The sequence below is a fragment of the Photorhabdus thracensis genome, assembly GCF_001010285.1.
Classification (GTDB): domain Bacteria; phylum Pseudomonadota; class Gammaproteobacteria; order Enterobacterales; family Enterobacteriaceae; genus Photorhabdus; species Photorhabdus temperata.
The window spans coordinates 4,932,665-4,951,966 of record NZ_CP011104.1 but is presented as its reverse complement, the minus strand read 5'-3'; the positions used below and the strand labels follow the sequence as shown (position 1 = coordinate 4,951,966).

Here is a 19,302-nt window from a genome sequence, read left to right as displayed (position 1 = left end):
ATAACAACTATGCTATAAAAATCTAAGTTTCCTCGGAGAGTATGCTGATGGATATATATCATTTTCTGAACAAAACTTTTTTTGATTCATGCTCAAAAATTGACAAATCCTGGCGAAAAAGAAAAAGGTCAATAGACACAAAATTGATTGTTCTATTTCTCATAAAAATCATATCAGGGAAAAATAACCACGGATACTATTATATTATTAATGAAATATGGGCTGAGTGCATTCGTGAAAAAATACCGTTACCTCAGCATAAGCCCGTCTCGGCTTCATCAATGTGCGAAGCCAGAATGAAATTACCTGATGATGCAATAAAAACCATAAACAAAAATATCGTTTCTGTATGGGAAGATAATACCCATCCCGAAACATGGAAAGGACATCGACTGTTTGCTATAGATGGCTCAAAATTAAACATTCCCAGAGGGTTGCTGGAAAATGGATATAAAACACCCAAAAACACATCACGACATTATCCCTATGCAATGATGAGTTGTCTCTATGATGTATTGAATTCGATCATATATGACGTTGATTTTGTTAACCATAATAATGAGAGGGCTTGTGTCGAAAAGCATCTCCAGTGTTTAGATAGCAATGCTATCGTGATCTTCGATCGGGGATACTTTAGCTATTACTTGCTATATCAAGTAATGCAAAACAATCTGAATGCCGTATTCAGAGTACAGGAGGGAAACAGGAATAAGGCTATTAGAGATTTTTCTGACAGTAATTCAGATGATCTTATTGTTAGTTATACGCCATCGGAAGCAGTAAAGTCAGATCTTAGAAAGAGAAAACTTCTTTCAGAATTCCCATGCTTAACATTAAGACTAATAAAGCATACTGACCGAAATGGTGAATATATTCTTGCCACTACTCTTGTTGAACAAGGATATTATGAAGCTGAAGCCTTTCATGATTTATATCATCATCGATGGAATATAGAAGAGTTATATAAATTGTCAAAGTCAATCCTTTGCATTGAGGATTTCCATTCACAGAGTGAGAAAGGTGTCAGACAAGAAATCCAAGCGCATATATTATTACTAAACCTGGCAAGGATATCGGAAAATGATATTAATCACAGAGGTAACGATAGCGACTGCATTGATAGTAGAGAAAATAAACAGAAATTGAATTTCAAAAACTGTTTGTTTCTCGTTGTAAAACACTTGTCTTTGCTGATGCAGGGGATAAAAAAACATTTAAAATCATTTTATTGTGCTCTTTCAGAGGGACTTGCCGGAATGACTCAACGGGTGTGGGAGGCACTATCCACGAAAATCTATGCGTCCCAGAACCCGATGGAACTCTTTTGATGCCCCAGCAAGAGGTTAACCGAATGCCATTGCTACGCCGGAACCGCCGAAATTTACGTTACCCCAGTTTCAGCCCGGCAACCAGTGTGTCCATGTCAATAATTTCATTGCTACTCTGGAAGGTATAATGACCGTTCAACAAAATGTGCTGCCAGGCTATCGGTGATATCCGAGTCAGAGCCTCAATGCCTTTGGTGTTACCCTCCGCTTCCAGTCGCTCCAGCAGTCGCGACAGGATCGCGGAGTTGTAATAAACAATCGCGTTGGAGATCAATCGCCCGCACTGATTACTGATTTCCGTTTCAATGTCATTTTTCCCGGTTAGCTCCTTTTTTCCACCTACTTTGGCGACTGCGGCGCGAAGCTGGTGATAAGATTCAATCCGGTTCTGGGAGCGACGGACATTGCGTTCCAGCTGCGGATCCCGCAGATACTTCAGCGTGTAAATGCTGCGGACCAGCCGGTCATATTCAAATACTGCCTGTCTTGTCGGGTTGGTTGCTGGTACGTACACAATTTGCGGATCAGCGTTCCCTGCGTCATTTCTTTCAGCCCCAGAGTGGCGACAATGCGATCGAGATTGCTTTTCTCGCGGATGATAAGGTCCAGGTCAATTTGCCCGGCGGGCTGAATCAGGCATTTTTTATATGCTGATGGGTCTCTGACGCAGTACAGCTCCTGTAGTTGTTTATTAAGGTCAGTAAAACGAGGTTCAAAGCGAAGGCCAAACCAGTGAAGGATCGCAAAGTTGGCTTTATTGATACTGTGCATGTCTCCGGTAATGGCAGTGGGTTTCACCTCAGAGGTGTTGCGGTACCAGATATCAAAGACATGGTGGCCTTCATACTCGTTTGTACCAATCAGATATCCATAGATCGGGATGTGATTACACAGCAGCGTATAGGCCACTATACCTTTGCCGCGTCCGAAGTATTTACGTGAATGTCGGGCCTTTACTGTTGGTCGCTCAACACCAAATTTTTGCCCGTCAACGGCACCATAAAGCGTTTCAGGATCAAGCGAATAGAGGGGGGAAAACCGGCAGCGCTTCTATGGCATCGGTGATGCGGTCATTGGCAGTGAGTAGTGACGCCAGACGAAGGTACTGCTCGTACGTGGTTTCCAGCACATGGAATGGAATGTCGCTGGTTCGCGCCATCACATGATTACCATGATTCATCGCCTGAGCAACAATGACCGCCATCAGGCTGTCTGCATCAGCGTGTTTTTTTGCATAACGGGGTTGCAGCGGCTTCATGGCGGGGAGGAACCGGCACTGCTCATTAACAAAGCGGAAGACATCGGTTACATCGCAGAATGGCAACTGTTCATAAAAACGCTTTTCCTGTGCCTTATGATGACTGACCACGGATTTATGCCAGGTCAGTTTCTGTGTTTCTTTATCATATTCCAGATGTTTCAGCTTCCCCTGCTTCAGCTCCCGGTTGAACGCTGCATTTTAATCGGCTTCTGCAGAAAGGGGATGTTCATCTCAGCCAGCACAGCAGCCTGCTCCCCTTCAGGGACCAGTTCATCAGAAAGATGCCTGTGCCGGAGACTGTCATTGAGATAGAACTCTCCAGACTGAAAGCGTTTTCTTAATCTGCTGGTAGAGCCAGAACTCATAGCGCCCGGCATTCAGGCCTGCGGGTTCGCCATCCTCACCGGATTCCAGCAGGTACGGGCGCAGCCGTTCCGGTAACGTTTCCTGAGGACATTCCTCAAGCGGTCGCTGCGAAAGCGTCTGCTTTTTACTGAACACCATTCTGAGCCAGCTCAGCGCCTCAGCCCACGGACTGTCCTGAATCACACTGGTGAGATCGAGTGACAGATATAATGGTCGCAGGTGACGCCGGATTAATGCCGTCATATTGTCCACGACCTGCCACTGTAGAGCCAGTTTACTGACGGGTTTCACGCTCATGCGTTGTGCGGTGTTTTCAGCACCTCCCGTGGCATGATTTTCCAGGCACGCCGACGGACTTCGCCAAAGGTGGTGGGGTCCGGAACGCTGTCGTCAACATAAAGCGACAGCAGACACCCGATTTTAGAGGTTTCACGCCGGTGTTTTTCCTGCACGTCAGCCATAAACTGTTTAGCCACGCTGCGGCTCTCATCCTCAAGCTGTTTCATATGGAAAAACATCGCATCCACAAGGTTGTCACTGAACTGGCGATAACGGATCCAGGCATAACACAACAGGTAAAGACGGGTCTGCTCAGGCTTCAGATTGCGTCAGGCTTCAGATTGCGGAGATCGTAAACGGTATAGAAATTTGCCAGGCTGGCGTAGTACAGCAAATTTTGCTGAGAAATATTCAGAGCCGGTAAAATGTCGCAGGCTTTTCGGTGCAATGGCTCCAGTATGGCCCGCTTTTCACGTTCGTGGACCATCTGGCGCCAGCCAAAGTCACGTGCATCCTGTCTGAGGACTGCCAGCCGGGAAAGGGTATCATCGCGTTCAATCAGTTTGTCCAGCCCGGCAATAGTAGCGTCGTCAAGCTGTTCTGTCAGAATACGACCCAGTCGTTGCCTTTCATCAGAAAGAGCCTTCCTTACCAGCTCCTGAAGCGTGGTGTAACCGGGGCGGATAATTTTATGTGTGTTGAGCCAGATAATCAGCTCAGTGGCGACAAAACCGGGAGTCACATCGCGGTGAACAATGTGGGCGGCCTGCTGCTCAAGTTGTGAAGACAGCGAAGATGACCACGGCCGGTAACCATACAGGGCGCAGATTTTTTCCCGCTGAGTATAGCGTTCATGCTTAGTGGGGGACTGGTCCGGAAGTGACTCACCATGAAAATAACGGCTCAGGATAAAGTCTCAGTCATCCTTAACATCACTCCACCCGAAGCGGAAAAACAGGTGTTTGGCTTTAAAGTAAGCGATCTGGAGGATGCAATAAATCTGAGCGTGAAGTCCCTGACGACTACAGGCCAGCGCCAGTTCGGGTTCATCCAGAGCCAGGAATTCCAGCCGCTGTGCATCATCGAAATCAGGGAGGCCATACAGCGCTTCCTGCTCGGCACTGTTTAAAACCGCCAGTCGTTCACTTTTGCCAGTTGCTTTACCACGAGTTGTCATCCTGACTCCGAAAACAATGTCCGTAAGAGGATCGCTCTGCGGACAGTAAAAATGCATTTTTGCGCTTCAGAGAAAATCACTGCTGACGTTGTCTCATATAACTGGTACGGTATCAATCTCTTTCATGGCCCCTTAAACGTACACTTTATGACTGAAATACGGATTGGTTATGCCCGTTGCTCCACCGACAGGCAGGATCTGACCGCTCAGCAGGAAGCGCTGGTGAAACTCGGCGTCTCCCCGGAGCGGATTTACATTGATAAAGGCCTGACAGGGTCAAACCGGCAGAGACCCGGTCTGGATCAGGCACTGGCCGCTGTGCGCAGCGGTGACACGCTGGTTGTTCCAAAACTTGACCGACTGGCACGTTCGGTCCCTGACGCGTGCGAGATTGCCGATGCCCTGCTGGCCAGAGGTGTGAAGCTGGCGCTGGGAACCTCTCTCTACGATCCTGCCGACCCGATGGGGAAAATGTTCTTTAACGTACTGGCCACCTTTGCTGAGTTTGAAGGTGACCTGATACGGTTGCGAGCACGTGAAGGAATGGCCATCGCCCGGGCAGAGGGAAAACTGCGGGGGAAGCAGCCAAAGTTGTCTGATAAACAACAAAAAGAGCTGTGCCGGATGCATGACACAGGGCAGTATTCGATCAGCGATCTGGCAGAATTATTTTCAGTCTCACGACCAACGGTTTACCGGACACTTGCCCGTCGGGGGGGATTGATTCAGGAAATGACCTGAATACATCGAAATATGACCCGTTACCATCACCAGAAAATGCCTGATTGCATTATCATTACCTCATCGGGCCACTCAGATATTCAACCGCCCGTTTTTAAATTTCAGGAGGCATCAGGATGAAAATCACTCAGGTACGTAACGCCACACAGATTATTACGTTTGCGGGCAGGAAATTTCTTGTCGATCCCATGCTGGCGAAAAAAGAGGCATACCCTGGATTTGAAGGTACCGCCCGTTCAGAAATCCGCATTCCTATGGTTGATTTGCCTTTCAGCCTGGATATCCTGCTGGATGTGGATGCCATCATCGTTACACACACTCATCCTGATCACTGGGATGAAGCAGCAGTAAATCTGATCCCCAAAAATAAACTGATTTATGTTCAGAATGAAAGTGATGCAAATATTCTGAGCGCTCAGGGGTTTACAAACCTGATTGTTTTATCTGACAACAGCAGGCTGGACGATATATCCCTTATCAGAACAGTCTGCCAGCATGGTACGGATGAGGCATACGCTAATCCACAGATGGCAGAACTTCTTGGTGAAGCCTCTGGTGTGGTATTCAGTCATCCGGATGAAAAAACACTGTATCTTGTTGGAGATTCCATCTGGATCGATGCCGTTGCAGCCAATATGAGAAAATTCAGCCCCGGCGTTATTATTATGAATACAGGCTGGGCACATGTACTCGGGTTCGGACAGATTATTTTTGGAAGGGAAGATATTCTTAAGGCACACCGGGTATTACCTGAAGCACAAATTGTAGCCACGCATATGGAGGCTGTTAATCATTGTCTGCTGGCCCGGGATGAATTAATGACATATGCCCGTGATAATCAGATTCAGGATTATGTTTCCGCTCCGGCAGATGGAGATTCCGTGTCTTTCTGACGCCACTACTTTTCCGGGATATCAGAAATGTCGGTTGTTACTGTTGCAATACTGGTAACGGAAGGATTCAGTACTTTTCATTTTTCTGTCCCGTTTATTTTGTTCGGGGAAATACTGAAAGGAAAAAAGCTCTTTGACCGTCGGTTATGCGCAGAGCACCCCGGATTAATCTGGTCGTCTGAAGGAACGGCTGTACAGGCAGAATACGGGCTTGATGCAATAACACATGCTGATATTGTCATTATCCCTTTCTGGGGGCATATTCATGAACGCCCACCGGAGGCGCTTCTGAATGCCCTCGTCTGTGCACATAATAATGGCAGCCAGCTGGTTGGTTTATGCCTGGGCACTTTTGTTCTGGCGTATGCAGGCCTGCTGAATGGCAGGCGCGCAGCGACACACTGGGAAGCAGAAAAAGATTTTCAGTCTCTTTTTCCGTCTGTCAGGCTGGATGTAAACGTACTCTATGCCGAGGATGGAGGAATTGTCACATCTGCCGGAACTGCCGCAGCTCTGGATTGCTGTTTGTATATTATTCGCCAGCGCTTCGGAACACATATAACCAATCAGATTGCCCGCAGGATGATTATCCCGCCATACAGAGATGGGGGACAGGCGCAGTACAGGAATCCGGATATTCCCCGTAATACCCCTGACAACAGAATTAATATGCTACTGGATTATCTCGCCGGAAATCTGGATAAACCACATGATATTGATATGCTGGCGCGAATGACATCAATGAGCCGGAGAACGCTGACACGGCACTTTCATACCGCAACGGGTATGACAATTGTGGAGTGGATAACGTCAGAACGTCTCCGCCGCAGTCTGGAATTACTTGAGGCCACCGGAATTTCAGTTGAAAAAGTGGCTGAGCTGTCTGGTTTTCAGTCCGTTATTACGTTCAGGCAAGTATTTCGTCAGAGAATGGGGGTAAGCCCCACAGAATGGAGAAAAACATTTAGTGATCCTGTGCCGGAGGGAGGTATTCCGGCAGGAATATAAACCAGAAATGAGGTGATGAATGAAAACAGAAGAAAATATTAAAACCGTACAAAAATTCTATCAACTGATAGAAGATAATAAATACGATGAAGTTCTGGCTCTCTGTCATCCTGATTTTAAATTCTTTTCACAGGTAGATACTTCCCTGAACAGAGAACAGTTTATCACTCAGGAAAAAGGGAACATGGATGCATTTCCGGGTTTTACCATGCGGATACACGAGGCATTCGCGAAAGAAGACAAGGTTGCATGCTATCTTATATTTGAAGGGGTCACGAAAAAGAATTTCATGGTCACCCGGGAAGTGGTAAAAAAGTCCGGTTCTCTTTGATGTTCATGATAACACTGAAGGATGGGTTATTTATGGAAAAACATGCACATTATGATACGGCTGACATCATAAGACAACTAAAAAAATAACATGCTCGTATATCACCAGATGGAATAATGCAGGAATGTATAATTCTTCTGGTGATTTTTTTCTTTTCATTACAAGAATGGCTCATTATCGTAGTCCCATATTACAATGTCTGAATAACCCCATAATAACGCAGGTATCCGGGAGTATGCGTGTTTCCTCCGGATAGAGAGCGTACTTTTACAGGCCGGAAATTTCGGCGGTTCTGGCGTAGAACCCCAAGTAGGGGTAGACCCAACAATCGTGTCACCAGCCGCCATTTCGATCATGGCTGCCCAAGCCATCACTCTTTGAGCCGGTCAGCCAGTCGTGTCATCAGGTCCATGCGTTCATGGAAAATAGCCACTATCAGAGCAGGCGCTCCCTCACGCGGTAGACAGAAGACGTAATGATGTTCGTACCGCCTCATCCGTAGACCCGGAAAAAGCGCACTCATGTCTTTGAACACACCCCGGCCATCGGCGAGGCTGGCGATACCTTGTTCCAACATAGCAATGTAGCGGCGCACCTGAGCATCGCCCCATTGCTTGCGGGTGTAGCGGATGATGCCGCGCAGGTCGGATTCTGCCGCCGCAGTGAGAACGTAGCCAGTCAAGCCCGGCCCTCGGTCAGTTCTTCATCGAGAATTTCGCTGATGCTCTTGGTAGACACATTGCCAGCAAGTCCCTCGTGGATGCGGGTACCGAGCAGGGTTTTCAGCTCCTTCCATGCCTGATTGGCATCAACATCGCCGGGAAACAGCCTTTCCAGCGCATATTGCTTGATGGTCTTGCCCTGCAAGGCAGCCAGCGCTTTCAGGCTTTGGTGCTGCTGGTCTGTTATGTCGATGGTTAGGCGACTCATGGGATAATCTCCAAAATTACACATTCCCACATTAGCACATATGTGCTAATGGAGCAAACAGTTGTACATGACAACATTGGCGCAGGTTGTCGGAAAACATTCGTTTGTCGGACAACTCAGTGATCTTCTGAAAAGAATGGTGATGATAACTTCACTGGTCTGGAGGGTAAAATCAGAGTGACAGAATTTTCTGGGATTCCGGCGTAGGTGTGCCACGAATGCACCCTGTGGCAAATAAAGGGTGCAATGCTGTGCGAGAGATGAGGGTCGGCCCCTCGGAGGCGGTGTCCAGACGCAGCCTTCAAACTACCCTGAGCTGCTGCCGTTAAGAGCGGTGGTGGTGAGCGTCAGGGAAAAGGCGCAGTCAGATGCGCCATGTATGTGTTGTGAAGATGAACGAGAGTGAACTGTAGATGCAGTGTCGAAAGGAACAAGATGATGTCAAAAACGCGCTTTCTAAGCGGCGTGTGATAAGTCCAGCGGTTATCTGGTTACTGGCTGGGCGGCATCCGGCATATAGACAGCATGAGCACAACACAGGCTCTGGCATGGAACGTGGGAACCTGTCGTCCCGATGTGAAGGGAGCGGCGTCAAGCAGAAAACCGGCAAGCGCCTGAGTACCGATGCGGGTCACAGGGGCAGATGGCTCCGTAGTAGTGATGAAGCGTCTGTAATGGACGTGGAGCGAAGGGGGCCAGTCGTTGGGGTTGTATTACGGGTCAACTGCACAAGTGGGAGGAACCTGTGAGCCAGTCCAAACCGTTTGCGTTATCCAGACAGGCTGTCTGGAGAGCGTACAAGAAGGTAAAAGCCAACAAAGGCAGCGCTGGAATCGATGGTCAATCGATTGAGGAATTTGAGAAGAACCTCGCGGGGAACTTGTACAAACTCTGGAACAGAATGGCCTCGGGCAGTTATATGCCGCCAGCGGTTCGCATCGCGCAGATGGTGGTCTTAGGGACTATCCCGACGCCATCATACAGTTTAGCGGACCTTTCCCCCTGATTTAGCAGCCTTTTTCTCCGCCGCTTTTTCCCACCCTGTTAAAGAACATGCCAACTGGCCCCGACGGGCACTTTCCCGATGTTAGCGCATTTTTTCCCCGACGTCAGCGCCGGGTTTCGCCCCGCTTTGCCTGCCGGAACCGGGTTTTATTGGGAACCCGTGGCGGCGGTGCAGCTTGTCTGCGCCGCTGACGCGGGTTGGCCGGGTGCGGGCTGGCGAAGCCCGCAGGTGAAGCTTTTCAGCGGGGAGCCCCCGCTCGCGCTGTCTTTCCTACACAAATATTTTAACCTGCCCCCTCGTTATTGAACTTTTTCCTCATAGATTGATCTCAATAACAAACACGACTTGAGGTAATCTTTATGTTTTCAACCTGCGCTGAACAATGGGCAAATGACACGTTTCAACATGCGGAATTAGGTGATAAACGCCGTACCAACCGCCTGGTGAAAGTGGCCTGTTCGTTGGCTAACCATATAGGACAATCGCTCGTGCAATCTCTTGACTCTCCTGCCGATGTTGAAGCGGCCTACCGACTGACCCGAAATTCCGCCATTGCGCCTCAGGCCATCGCCGAAGCCGGATTTACCGCCACCGTCGCTCACGCTCAACGTTATCGTTGCCTGTTAGCGCTGGAAGACACGACAACCCTGTCATTTTCCCACGCGTCGGTCGCCGATGAACTCGGCTATACCACCTCGACGGAAAAATCCCGGGGCATGCAGGTACACTCGGTGTTGTTATTTGCGCCTGAAGAACAACAGGTCGTGGGGTTGATAGAGCAACAGCGCTGGTGTCGAGATGTCAGTGATTATGGCAAAAGCCGACAACGCGACACACGCCCTTATGAAGGGAAAGAGAGTTATAAGTGGGAACGGGCCTCACAAGCCGTCGACAGCCGGTTAGGGGAGCAGATGGCCAACGTGATTTCTGTCTGTGACCGTGAAGCCGATATCATTGAATATCTGCGTTATAAAACGAGCCAAAAACACCGTTTCGTCATCCGTTCGATGCAAAACCGGCGTATTGAGGAAAGTCAGGATAAACTTTATGACTTTATCAGCCAGTTACAGAGTGCTGGAGAACGATTAGTTCAGATCAGACAGAAAGGCGGGCGTCAGGCGCGTGTCGCGCATTGTGATATCCGTTATGCCGAAGTGACGTTGAAAATCCCCGAAGGAAAAAGCGGTGAAGCGGTGCGGATATTTTATGTCGGTTGCTACGAAAAAGGTCCGGAGGATGGGCTTTGCTGGCATCTTCTGACCTCCGAACCCGTCAACAGTCAGGAAGACGCCCATAAAATATTCAGTTATTACGAGCGCCGCTGGCTGATAGAAGAATTTCACAAAGCGTGGAAAACGGGCGGCACGCAGGTAGAAGCGCTGCGTATGCAAAGCAAAGATAATCTGGAGCGGATGATAGTGCTGCTGGCCTTTATTGCGGTACGGATACACCAGCTGCGTTTTAAGGGTCTGAACAAAGAAGAAGCAGAGAAAGAGAGCTGTGAGACAGTATTAAGCCCCCTGGCGTGGAAATTACTGTGGTCAAAACAAGAAAAATGCCGTGTGCCGAAAAAAGCCCCGAGCTTGCATTGGGCCTTCATCAATCTGGGAAAACTGGCCGGCTGGTACGATTCCAAACGCACGGGTCGAGTCGGATGGGAACGACTTTGGGAAGGTTGGTTTCGGCTGCAAACCCTGATAGACGGCTATTTGCTGGCTAAATCAGTTGATTTGGAGATCTGATCAAGAGACAGCGCTCGCGGGGGCGGACGGGGCGGAGATGGCGAGTACGGGAACGAGCGAGGAGCCTGCGACTGCGAGCCGGACGCAGCCAGTGCAGCAGGGTTGGGCGGGGGCCATAAATTGCGCCAGCTTGCTGGCCTGCCTTCAGGGCGGTTGACCTTGACGGACTGACCGACAACGGTTTAAGGCGGATTTTCGCCCCGGAGCCGCCACGGACGGCGGCGACTGCGGCGGCGGGTTTGGGCACCGCGGCTGACAGCAGCGGGCGCAGCCCGGTGCGCCTCTGGGGCTGAGAAGCTCAACCCGGCGGCCAGCCGCGCACCGGGGCCAAGGTAACCGCGCAGCGCCCATGGGTGGGCGGTGCCGACATAATGTGCCGTTAAGCGTTGTGGGCCGTGTAGGCCCATTTCGCTTAATGCCACATTATGTTGAATGGCGGCTGACCGGCAACGATTGTCACCGCGAACGCCGGAGTTTAGCGCCGGGCGGACGTCATTTACCGCCGGGCACGCCGTAGGTAGGGAGGCAGTCTGTGCGCAGGGACGCGCGCAGTCTGCCTTTCACTGCACCCCACGCGCTCACAGGGAACCGGCTAACATTAAGATTGTCCGGCAACACAGCACGTTCAGACCGGCTTCGGGCTGTCCGGCTTGTCACTCTCCGCCTGCTTGTCGTCTGGCGTGGCCTGCTTTGACTGCCGTTCTGCCGGGTGGGTCTGCTCATGCACTTGCTTTAAGTGACCGATGGCCACCCGCGTATAGATTTGCGTCGTCTCCAGTTTCTCATGCCCCAGTATCGCCTGGATGTGCCGGGTGTCCGCGCCGTTCTCCAGCATCTGGGTTGCCATTGAGTGGCGGAACAGATGACAGGCCCCCGGTTTAGTCAGTTGCGCCTGTTTACGGATGCTGTCGGCGGCTATCCAGGTTAACGTGCCCTTTGCCAGTCCCCGGCCTTTCCTGGTGATAAACAGGTGTCCACTGTCACCCCGCCGCGTTAACTCGGGCCGGACGCTGAGCCAGCGGCTTAACCAGTGCAGCGCCTGTTCGCCGATGGGCACCACCCTATCTTTACGGCCTTTACCCTGTCTGACCAGCACCACCCCGCGCCCGAAGTCCACCTCGCTTAACAGCAGGCTGGCTACTTCCATCCGCCGGATACCGGTACTCCACAGTACTTCAAGGATAGCGCGATTTCTCAGCCCGGTTGGGGTGTTGATATCCGTTGCGGCTAAGACCGTGTGGGTTTCCTCTTCATTCATTACCTGTGCCGGCAGCCGTTTTTCTTCCTTCGGCAACACCAGACTGTCCACCGGGTTATACAGGATATGGTGACGTTGCAACAGCCAGCGGAACCACTGACGTAAGACACTCAGGCGGTCCCGCTGACTGCCCGGCGTGTAGGGCTGGCCGTCCGCTTTACGGTGGCTTCTCAGCCAGCGCTGGTAACTTTCCAGCAACGGCAGGCTGACCTGCGGTGCGGTCATCACCCCACGCGCTTCGCACCAGTTGACGAACGGCAACAGCCGTTCTTCATAGGACTCTTGGGTCCGTTCGCTTAAGCCCTGTCCCTGCACGGCTTCCAGCCAGGCCGCCAGATGCTGGCGTAAGGTGGCGAAGCGGGCCGGGATGGCGTCGGGTTGACCGTGGGTCTCCATGACAGAGGGGCGTTTTTTTCTGTCTGGCGAGGCGAGGGTTGTTGCCGGGCTGGTTGGGATAGCGTGCTGTTGCTGCAACCAGTCGAACCACAGGCGTAAGGACCGCAGGCGTCGGCGCTGACTGTCCTGCGTATAAAGCTGGCCGTTGGCCTTGCGGTACCGGGCCAGATACTGCTGCCAGTTTTCCAGTAACGGTTCGGTGACCTGAGCGGCGGATATTACGCCCTGTTCCTCACACCAGTTGACGAACGGTGACAGCCGTTCATGACGGGCGGACTGGCTCTTTTGACTCGCCCCCTGCAACAGCAGGTTATCCAGATACGCGTCCAGATGCTGGCGCAGGGTCAGCGAGCGGGGGTTGGATTGATGTTTAACGGGTGATGACATGATGGGATTTCCTGTAGGGAACAGCGGTTAATGGTTATCGGTGTGTGATACATCACGACGGTACGATGGCTTGATTCTTAGGTGGCCGGAACAGTCCTTTTCTGTCTGCCCCAACTTGCGGACCGCTCAGCCCGGTATTGCTGCGGTCTGGCGTCCATTTCCCGGCCTCCAACTTGGGCCCAACTTGACCCCAACTTGAGGGCAACTTGCGGTTCAGTCAGTCCAACTTGCGTCGGTCGTATTCCGGGTTTTCGGGTTCTATGATGTACTGGCAGTACGATACGACGGCTTTTTCTTATTATTGCCGGAACAGTGTTTTTCAACCGTCCCCAACTTGCGAGCCGTTCCTCCCAGTATTGCTGCGGTCTGACGCCGGTTTCCCGCCCTCCAACTTGGGCCCAACTTGATCCCAACTTGAAGGCAACTTGCGGTTCAGTCAGTCCAACTTGCGTGAGTCATATTCAGGGTTTTACCGGTTTTTCCGGCGCTGTCAGGTCAATCAGGCCGCACAGGTGGGCTTCTTCTGCGTTGTCGCCGTTCCACAGCAGTTCATACTGCAACAGATGGCCCCGGCTGCCGCCGTGGACTAACAGGTATTCCATGTCGGCCAGTCGCTGACAATGGACTTTTAACTGGTTATCGCTCCATTGGGTGTAACTGCGGATATCCCGGCGGGTAAAGCGGACCGCGTTCATCGGGCGTTGCTGCGCTGTCGCCGTCTCTTTCACCATCGCTTGTATCAACAGTAACAGTTTTCGGGTCTGGGGCGACATCTCATCCAGCGTGCGGCCTAATATCTCGTGGGCCAGCCGGTTCGCCAGGCGGATATCTTCTTTGGTGACTTCGATATATTCAAGCCGTTTGCCCCGGTGTTCCGCTGTCTTCACCTCGCGCTGGTGCTGATGCAGCAGGGCGATACTTTGTATCAGGGTGAGATATTTCATGTGGTCGCGTCGGGTGCGGGTTTTATCGCTCATGAACGTTAACTGTGAGGCATAAGGGTTAACCACATTCAGCGGGCGCAACAGCCGCTGGGCGTTTTGATGCAGTTCGGTGATATATGCCTTTTCATTCTCGGCCAGTAGACCTTCCAGCGTTTGTTTATGGCGCTGCAAGGCGTGGATAGCTTCGGTCTGCTCCCGCGATTCGTTTACCGTCAGCACCAGACAGCGGTTTAACAGCTCTTCATCCACATCTATCGCGGTGGTGGTGAGCATCAGCATCACCGGCCCTTTTACCGTGTACTGTTTGGTCACCAGATTCCCGCTGGCGTCATCTTTACCGGTGCTGGCAATGGTCAGTTCGCCGTCGCTTTGCAACAGTTTGAGCGCATAGGCGGCCTGCCTGACGCCTTCCTCTTCGGCAATGGCTAAGATTTTATGCTGGAGATTGGTTTCCCCCAGATAGAACAGACTCTGGCCGGTCATGGCGCTGTATTGCAGCCGTTCTTCTTCCGGTATCAGATTGAGTACCGCATCCATTAAGCTGCTTTTCCCTGCCGCCGAACTGCTTTGTATCAGCACGGCCAGCGGACGGTCCAGCTTGCGACTGACGGCGGCTAAGTAACCGGCCAGCAGGTTAGTGGATTCGCCCACCACGCCACAGGCGGCTAAGTCAGCGGTGATGCGTTCACTCAGTTTCGGGTCTTGCAGCAGCGCCAGCGCCGCAGCCCGCTGGTCCTCGCTCAGTTCGGGAACCGGTGGGGGTTCGGTTTGTTCACTGACGCCGGCCTGTTGACACTGTTCCAGTACCAGCAACACCTGCCCCAGTGCCCGGCGCAGGTCACCTTCGGCCAGCCCGAGTTCGGTGGCGGCCAGCCGCGCATACCCGCCCCGGCTGCGGGCGCTCATCATGTCCACGCTGTCGGCAAACATCACGCCGCTGTCGGTATCAACGACCTGAACATTCACTTTCATCACCGCCGCCCCGGCTTTCACCTGTGACAGGCCCCGGATACCCCACTGTTGTGTGCCCAGCGTCAGGGATATCTCGCCGTTAGCGCCGGTTTCCCAGACCACATTCGGCATTGACGGCAACGCGGCTATACCGGCGGCTAATGTGCTGACTGTTTCCGGCACCGGAACCGGCTGATGTTCAGCCAGTGCGGCCCGCTCTGTTGCAGTGGTGGCCTGTACCTCTGCCGCTTCCTGCATCGGCACGGCACTGTCGAGCAACAACCCGAAGGCCCGTTCCGGCTCAGCGACCTGACACAGATAGCCGTTGGCATCCATGCCCTCGGGGAACACCACCCGGAACACGGTGATACCGACGGCGGTGAGTTCGGCGGCCAGTTTTACCGCCGCTTCATTGCCTGCCGGATCATTGTCGTAGGCGATCAAGACCTGCTTAACGCCATGCCGCCGAAACGCCTGCCGCATCTCATCGGTGAAGCCGTTCACCCCATAGGCGGCGGTGACATGGCGGTGACCGGCCACCCAGAACGACAGGGCGTCGATCAGGGATTCACAGAGGATGACCGTCCCTGAACTGATCAGCGCCGGCTCATTCCATATCCCGCCATGTGCGCCGGGAAGGTACAGATGCAGCGGCGTTCCTTTACGTAAACGGTCGGTGATTTTGCGCCCGTAGATCTCGCGGATCTGGCCGTTCGGGTCGATAACCGGTATCACCAGCGAACCGGTAAAGTGCTCGTGCCCGCTGTCGCGCATCAGCCCCACGGCCCGAAGACGGGCGCGGATCTGTGCGCCGGCCTGCACCGCCTTGATGGGCAGGCGATAGGCTAACGTGCGGTTGGCAAAGCCCAGTTTAAACTGGGCGACTAATTCCGGGTGGTTGAGCCGGCGTTTTTCCAGATAAGCCAGGGCTTCGGGGCTGAGGAATCCCCAGAAAATAGACAAGCATAGCGTTGTGTGATCTACTGATTGTTCCACCAAGTCAATAAGGTCACTGCTATGCCTGCACGTAAAGTATGTCACAACTTCTTCAAAGATGCCTTAGCACCGTTTCATAAATATCGCCAGAATGCATTAATCGATGCCACTATGGCTTTGATTAATGGCGCTTCTCTTACGCTAACCAGTATTGGACGTTTTTTGCCCGGACAGGCTCAGGTCAAAAACAAGATAAAAAGGGTTGATCGCCTGTTAGGAAACACCGCTCTTCACAACGATATTCCTGCGATTTTTAATAATATTACTGCCATGATAACTCGTCAGTTGCCTCTTTGCGTTATTGCTGTGGACTGGAGCGGTTATCCATCGCAGGAGTATCATGTGCTTCGTGCCAGCCTTCTTTGCGACGGTCGGGCAATGCCGTTATTGAGTTGGGTTGTATCCTCGGAAAAACAAAATAACACCTTAATACAAAATCAGTTTCTTGATTCCCTCGCTAAAGCCGTCTCTTCCGATGCCAGAGTCATCATCGTCACAGACGCAGGATTTAAGAGTCCATGGTTTCGACATATTACCTCATTAGGCTGGGATTTTATTGGGCGGATCAGGAATAACGTTCAATTTCACCTAGCAGATAGTCCTGAAATATGGCTGAAAATCTCTGACTGTCCCGGAACAATAACGCCGAAATACATGGGGGCGGGAACGCTGGTCAAAGAAAAGAAAAACCGTATTAATGGTCATTTTTATACATACAAGAAATTACCTAAAGGGCGGAAAAGTAAACGTTCAAAAGGCAGGCCAATGTATACTAAAACAGACAACGAGTATCGGCAGTCAGCAAAAGAAGCCTGGCTTATTTTCAGTAGTATAGATGATTTAAAGCCACGGGAGATCATCAAGTTATACAGTCGTCGCATGCAGATAGAGCAAAACTTCCGCGATGAAAAAAGTGAGCGTTTCGGATTTGGTCTTCGTGCCAGCCACAGTCGCTCTGCGGGTAGAATGCGGGTACTGAGCTTACTGGCAACCCTGAGCACAATCGTCCTGTGGCTGATTGGTTATCACGTGGAGAATAAGGGATTACATCTGAGATATCAGGCCAACAGTATCAAATCACGGCGGGTCATCTCATATCTGACGTTAGCGGAGAACGTCTTACGACACTCCCCACTGATTTTAAAACAAATATCACTGAATGATGCTCTTAACCACTTAACAAGAGTCTACCGAAATATGGTGCTGGTTTATTAGCACCGATTTGTGGGGATCCCTCAGCCCCCCGAGGGCTTCCCTGAACAAAATCGCGTGGTCATGCAAAGCCGTGCCCGGTCTGAAACGCCCGTGCCTCAGAGCGTCGCAGGGGCGCCGCTTGCGGGCTCTATGCCGCCCGCGCCCGCAGAACGGGCGCCCGCCGCCCAAGCCAGTTGGGCGACGTTCGCCCGTTGCCGAAAAAGGCGCTACCCTGACCAGAGCGCGGCGGGAAAAACCGGCCTTCGGGGGCGAAAAGCGCGTCAGGGGGTTTTGGGTTCGGCGGTGAACGCACATCGGAAAAAACGGGTTGTAACTGACTGAATGAACAGGGAAAATCGCTGTTCTCTGGCTCACTTCGCAATGGAATGGGTTGTTACTGACAATAATGCACTGAGCTTACCCAAAGGCATGGCGGATTACGGTCGATTAGCATCCAGTCTGGCTACCGCGATGTTAAATGAAGGTAAATCTCCTTTAGAGATTTCAGCGGCATTGTCAAAACATGCCAAAGGCGATCACCCGGAAGGACAAGATCCGGTAAGAGGATTGATAACAGCATGGGGCGCGGGGATGTCCACAGTAGTGGCACCGGTGGTGCTGCCATCGGGAGCAACGGTAGGCAGTATTTTTGCTGGAGGTCTAATCAGTGGAACAGCCAACATTAGTAATCAGCTTACAAATGGTTCTGTGAACATGACTGATGCACTGATAGCCACGGGAACGGGGGCGGTAACGCAAGGCAAAGGGTTTTGGTTTACAGAAGTGGCGAGTATAACAGGTGCTTATGTTGGGGCAAAACTACAGGATAAAAACCCTCTTGCACCAGTGGCGGGGGCAGCTATTGGTAATATAGTTGGTTCGACCGGAAGTAAAATTATTACTGCCGGAAATCAACTGAAACCAATAATATTGAATAAAACATCTAATTTGACAGGAGCTATTTTGGGAGCTGGAGCATCGGAAATAGCCGGCTCGGAAGTTCAGAAACAATTGGAAACAAGGGAAGGAAAAAAATGAAAGATATTAGGCTTATGATAAAACTAGCTATTTCATTTTTTTTCCTTATAACATTTGCTTTGCTTTTTATTAGACTTGGAGTCGCTGTTATTTTTTTCTTAAGAGATGGACATTTTTATTTTGAATGGGCAAATAATACTTTAGATTCAGTAAGAAGAGGAGGAGCAATAGGATTACCATTAGGAGTGGGAATCTGGATCTTATCCCGTTTGAAAGGAAATCGTGAGAATTAAGATACCACTATCTGATCGACGACCGGACCAACCTTGGCTATTGTACAAGGGTTTTTACATTGTTACGGACAATAATGCACTTAGTTTGCCAAAAGGAATGGCAGATTACGGTCGATCGGCATCCAGCTTGGCGACCGCTATGTCAAATGAAGGTAAATCCTCTCAAGAGATTTCAGCGGCATTGTCAAAGCATGCCAAAGGCGATCACCCGGAAGGACAAGATCCGGTAAGAGGATTGATAACAGCATGGGGCGCGGGGATTTCCACAGTGGTGGCACCGGTGTTGCTGCCATCGGGAGCAACGGTAGGCAGTATTTTTGCTGGAGGTGTAATCAGTGAAACAGCTAATGTCAGTAATCAACTGACAAATGGTCCTGTGAACATTACTGATGTACTGATAGCCACAGGAACAGGGGCATTAACGCAAGGCAAAGGGTTTTGGTTTACAGAAATAGCGAGTATTACTGGTGCGTATGCAGGCGCTAAATTGCAAGGGAAAGATCCTTTATGGGGGGTTGGGTGAGTAGACCTATCCGGTCACCCAAACCCCCTATCTGTTGCAACTATTTATCATGATGGCATTGATCAACTGCCGTAACCTGTCGCCGGCGTTTTGGTGATTTGTTGTTTTACAGTGAGTTAGGTGTGATAAACCACCAAAAATATTAGTGAGGATTTTTGAATGATGGAGAAGGAGCCGTATGTCAGATCTCTTCTGCTTTACTAACGTTATTCTGTCAAGACAAAAGCCGCTGACAAACCCCATTGAAAATAATGGGGTTTGTTCCTTTCATTACGAATCATAATACAACTCATTTTCCTCATTGACCCGATTCAATCGCC

The 19,302-nt window shown here is 51.0% G+C and carries 17 protein-coding genes and 3 pseudogenes; 14 read left to right on the top strand and 6 right to left on the bottom strand.

The window, feature by feature from the left end:
- Positions 1–47 precede the first annotated feature (47 nt).
- Positions 48–1,328 carry an IS4 family transposase gene (locus tag VY86_RS21685; protein WP_046976527.1) on the top strand — a complete coding sequence of 427 codons (1,281 nt, stop codon included), beginning with the start codon at positions 48–50 and terminating at the stop codon, positions 1,326–1,328.
- Between the two features lie 58 nt (positions 1,329–1,386).
- Here VY86_RS21685 and VY86_RS24315 read toward each other — a convergent pair.
- Positions 1,387–4,411 (bottom strand): annotated as a pseudogene (locus tag VY86_RS24315) (Tn3 family transposase).
- 147 nt (positions 4,412–4,558) lie between these two features.
- Here VY86_RS24315 and VY86_RS21655 point away from each other — a divergent pair.
- The 4 genes and pseudogenes from VY86_RS21655 (at position 4,559) to VY86_RS21640 (ending at position 7,473) form a co-directional block, all read left to right on the top strand.
- Positions 4,559–5,152: a recombinase family protein gene (locus VY86_RS21655; protein ID WP_046977027.1), complete on the top strand. Its 594-nt coding sequence runs from the start codon at positions 4,559–4,561 to the stop codon at positions 5,150–5,152.
- Positions 5,153–5,268: 116 nt separating this feature from the next.
- Positions 5,269–6,045 (top strand): MBL fold metallo-hydrolase, encoded by a 777-nt coding sequence (locus tag VY86_RS21650; protein ID WP_046976523.1) that lies wholly within the window; start codon positions 5,269–5,271, stop codon positions 6,043–6,045.
- Positions 6,046–6,072: 27 nt separating this feature from the next.
- Positions 6,073–7,053 (top strand): GlxA family transcriptional regulator, encoded by a 981-nt coding sequence (locus VY86_RS21645; RefSeq protein ID WP_046976522.1) that lies wholly within the window; start codon positions 6,073–6,075, stop codon positions 7,051–7,053.
- A 19-nt stretch (positions 7,054–7,072) separates the two neighbouring features.
- Positions 7,073–7,473, top strand: a pseudogene (locus VY86_RS21640) (ester cyclase).
- 281 nt (positions 7,474–7,754) lie between these two features.
- Here the strand turns inward: VY86_RS21640 and VY86_RS21630 are convergent.
- Both VY86_RS21630 and VY86_RS21625 read right to left on the bottom strand, forming a co-directional pair.
- Positions 7,755–8,066 carry a type II toxin-antitoxin system RelE/ParE family toxin gene (locus VY86_RS21630; protein WP_046976520.1) on the bottom strand — a complete coding sequence of 104 codons (312 nt, stop codon included), beginning with the start codon at positions 8,064–8,066 and terminating at the stop codon, positions 7,755–7,757.
- Positions 8,063–8,314 carry a plasmid stabilization protein gene (locus tag VY86_RS21625; protein ID WP_021326740.1) on the bottom strand — a complete coding sequence of 84 codons (252 nt, stop codon included), beginning with the start codon at positions 8,312–8,314 and terminating at the stop codon, positions 8,063–8,065. Before VY86_RS21625 ends, VY86_RS21630 begins: the two co-directional genes overlap by 4 nt.
- 413 nt (positions 8,315–8,727) lie before the next feature.
- Between VY86_RS21625 and VY86_RS25445 the strand changes: the two genes are divergently transcribed.
- From VY86_RS25445 to VY86_RS25040, 5 genes are all read left to right on the top strand, one after another.
- Entirely contained in the window at positions 8,728–9,063 is a 336-nt protein-coding gene (locus VY86_RS25445; RefSeq protein WP_238591525.1) for a hypothetical protein, read from the top strand.
- The gene (locus tag VY86_RS21615) at positions 9,060–9,320 is read left to right on the top strand and encodes a hypothetical protein (protein ID WP_046976519.1); all 261 of its coding nucleotides are present in this window, start codon (positions 9,060–9,062) and stop codon (positions 9,318–9,320) included. Before VY86_RS25445 ends, VY86_RS21615 begins: the two co-directional genes overlap by 4 nt.
- Positions 9,321–9,367: 47 nt before the next feature.
- Complete coding sequence (locus VY86_RS25045; RefSeq protein WP_158019888.1) at positions 9,368–9,511, top strand: hypothetical protein; 144 nt, start codon at positions 9,368–9,370, stop codon at positions 9,509–9,511.
- Positions 9,512–9,679: 168 nt separating this feature from the next.
- Positions 9,680–11,062 (top strand): IS4 family transposase, encoded by a 1,383-nt coding sequence (locus tag VY86_RS21605; protein ID WP_046973493.1) that lies wholly within the window; start codon positions 9,680–9,682, stop codon positions 11,060–11,062.
- A gap of 373 nt (positions 11,063–11,435) precedes the next feature.
- A complete protein-coding gene (locus VY86_RS25040) occupies positions 11,436–11,579 on the top strand; it encodes a hypothetical protein (protein WP_158019912.1) in 144 nt (47 codons plus the stop codon).
- A gap of 108 nt (positions 11,580–11,687) precedes the next feature.
- Here the strand turns inward: VY86_RS25040 and xerC are convergent, their stop codons facing one another.
- From xerC to VY86_RS21585, 3 genes and pseudogenes are all read right to left on the bottom strand, one after another.
- Entirely contained in the window at positions 11,688–12,716 is a 1,029-nt protein-coding gene (xerC, locus tag VY86_RS21595; protein ID WP_046977026.1) for a site-specific tyrosine recombinase XerC, read from the bottom strand.
- 464 nt (positions 12,717–13,180) lie between these two features.
- The gene (locus VY86_RS25035; RefSeq protein WP_158019887.1) at positions 13,181–13,516 is read right to left on the bottom strand and encodes a hypothetical protein; all 336 of its coding nucleotides are present in this window, start codon (positions 13,514–13,516) and stop codon (positions 13,181–13,183) included.
- Between the two features lie 81 nt (positions 13,517–13,597).
- Positions 13,598–15,937: pseudogene (locus VY86_RS21585) on the bottom strand (toprim domain-containing protein); the annotation flags it as partial.
- Between the two features lie 78 nt (positions 15,938–16,015).
- Here VY86_RS21585 and VY86_RS21580 point away from each other — a divergent pair.
- The 4 genes from VY86_RS21580 (at position 16,016) to VY86_RS21560 (ending at position 18,982) form a co-directional block, all read left to right on the top strand.
- Positions 16,016–17,209 (top strand): IS4 family transposase, encoded by a 1,194-nt coding sequence (locus VY86_RS21580; RefSeq protein WP_046975214.1) that lies wholly within the window; start codon positions 16,016–16,018, stop codon positions 17,207–17,209.
- A gap of 321 nt (positions 17,210–17,530) precedes the next feature.
- Positions 17,531–18,226 (top strand): hypothetical protein, encoded by a 696-nt coding sequence (locus VY86_RS21570; protein WP_238591523.1) that lies wholly within the window; start codon positions 17,531–17,533, stop codon positions 18,224–18,226.
- Positions 18,223–18,459 (top strand): hypothetical protein, encoded by a 237-nt coding sequence (locus tag VY86_RS21565; protein WP_046976517.1) that lies wholly within the window; start codon positions 18,223–18,225, stop codon positions 18,457–18,459. The genes VY86_RS21570 and VY86_RS21565 overlap by 4 nt, the downstream gene beginning before the upstream one ends.
- A 139-nt stretch (positions 18,460–18,598) precedes the next feature.
- Positions 18,599–18,982: a hypothetical protein gene (locus tag VY86_RS21560; RefSeq protein ID WP_238591521.1), complete on the top strand. Its 384-nt coding sequence runs from the start codon at positions 18,599–18,601 to the stop codon at positions 18,980–18,982.
- Positions 18,983–19,302: the final 320 nt, after the last annotated feature.

Excerpts from the sequence above, each read along its gene's own strand:
- VY86_RS21565 (WP_046976517.1), top strand. The coding sequence starts at position 18,223 with ATGAAAGATATTAGGCTTATGATAAAACTAGCTATTTCATTTTTTTTC.
- VY86_RS25445 (WP_238591525.1), top strand. The coding sequence starts at position 8,728 with ATGCAGTGTCGAAAGGAACAAGATGATGTCAAAAACGCGCTTTCTAAG.
- VY86_RS21560 (WP_238591521.1), top strand. The coding sequence starts at position 18,599 with ATGTCAAATGAAGGTAAATCCTCTCAAGAGATTTCAGCGGCATTGTCA.
- VY86_RS25045 (WP_158019888.1), top strand. The coding sequence starts at position 9,368 with ATGCCAACTGGCCCCGACGGGCACTTTCCCGATGTTAGCGCATTTTTT.
- VY86_RS21645 (WP_046976522.1), top strand. The coding sequence starts at position 6,073 with ATGTCGGTTGTTACTGTTGCAATACTGGTAACGGAAGGATTCAGTACT.
- VY86_RS21605 (WP_046973493.1), top strand. The coding sequence starts at position 9,680 with ATGTTTTCAACCTGCGCTGAACAATGGGCAAATGACACGTTTCAACAT.
- VY86_RS21685 (WP_046976527.1), top strand. The coding sequence starts at position 48 with ATGGATATATATCATTTTCTGAACAAAACTTTTTTTGATTCATGCTCA.
- VY86_RS21655 (WP_046977027.1), top strand. The coding sequence starts at position 4,559 with ATGACTGAAATACGGATTGGTTATGCCCGTTGCTCCACCGACAGGCAG.
- xerC (WP_046977026.1), bottom strand. The coding sequence starts at position 12,716 with ATGGAGACCCACGGTCAACCCGACGCCATCCCGGCCCGCTTCGCCACC.
- VY86_RS21625 (WP_021326740.1), bottom strand. The coding sequence starts at position 8,314 with ATGAGTCGCCTAACCATCGACATAACAGACCAGCAGCACCAAAGCCTG.
- VY86_RS21650 (WP_046976523.1), top strand. The coding sequence starts at position 5,269 with ATGAAAATCACTCAGGTACGTAACGCCACACAGATTATTACGTTTGCG.
- VY86_RS21580 (WP_046975214.1), top strand. The coding sequence starts at position 16,016 with ATGCCTGCACGTAAAGTATGTCACAACTTCTTCAAAGATGCCTTAGCA.
- VY86_RS21570 (WP_238591523.1), top strand. The coding sequence starts at position 17,531 with ATGAACAGGGAAAATCGCTGTTCTCTGGCTCACTTCGCAATGGAATGG.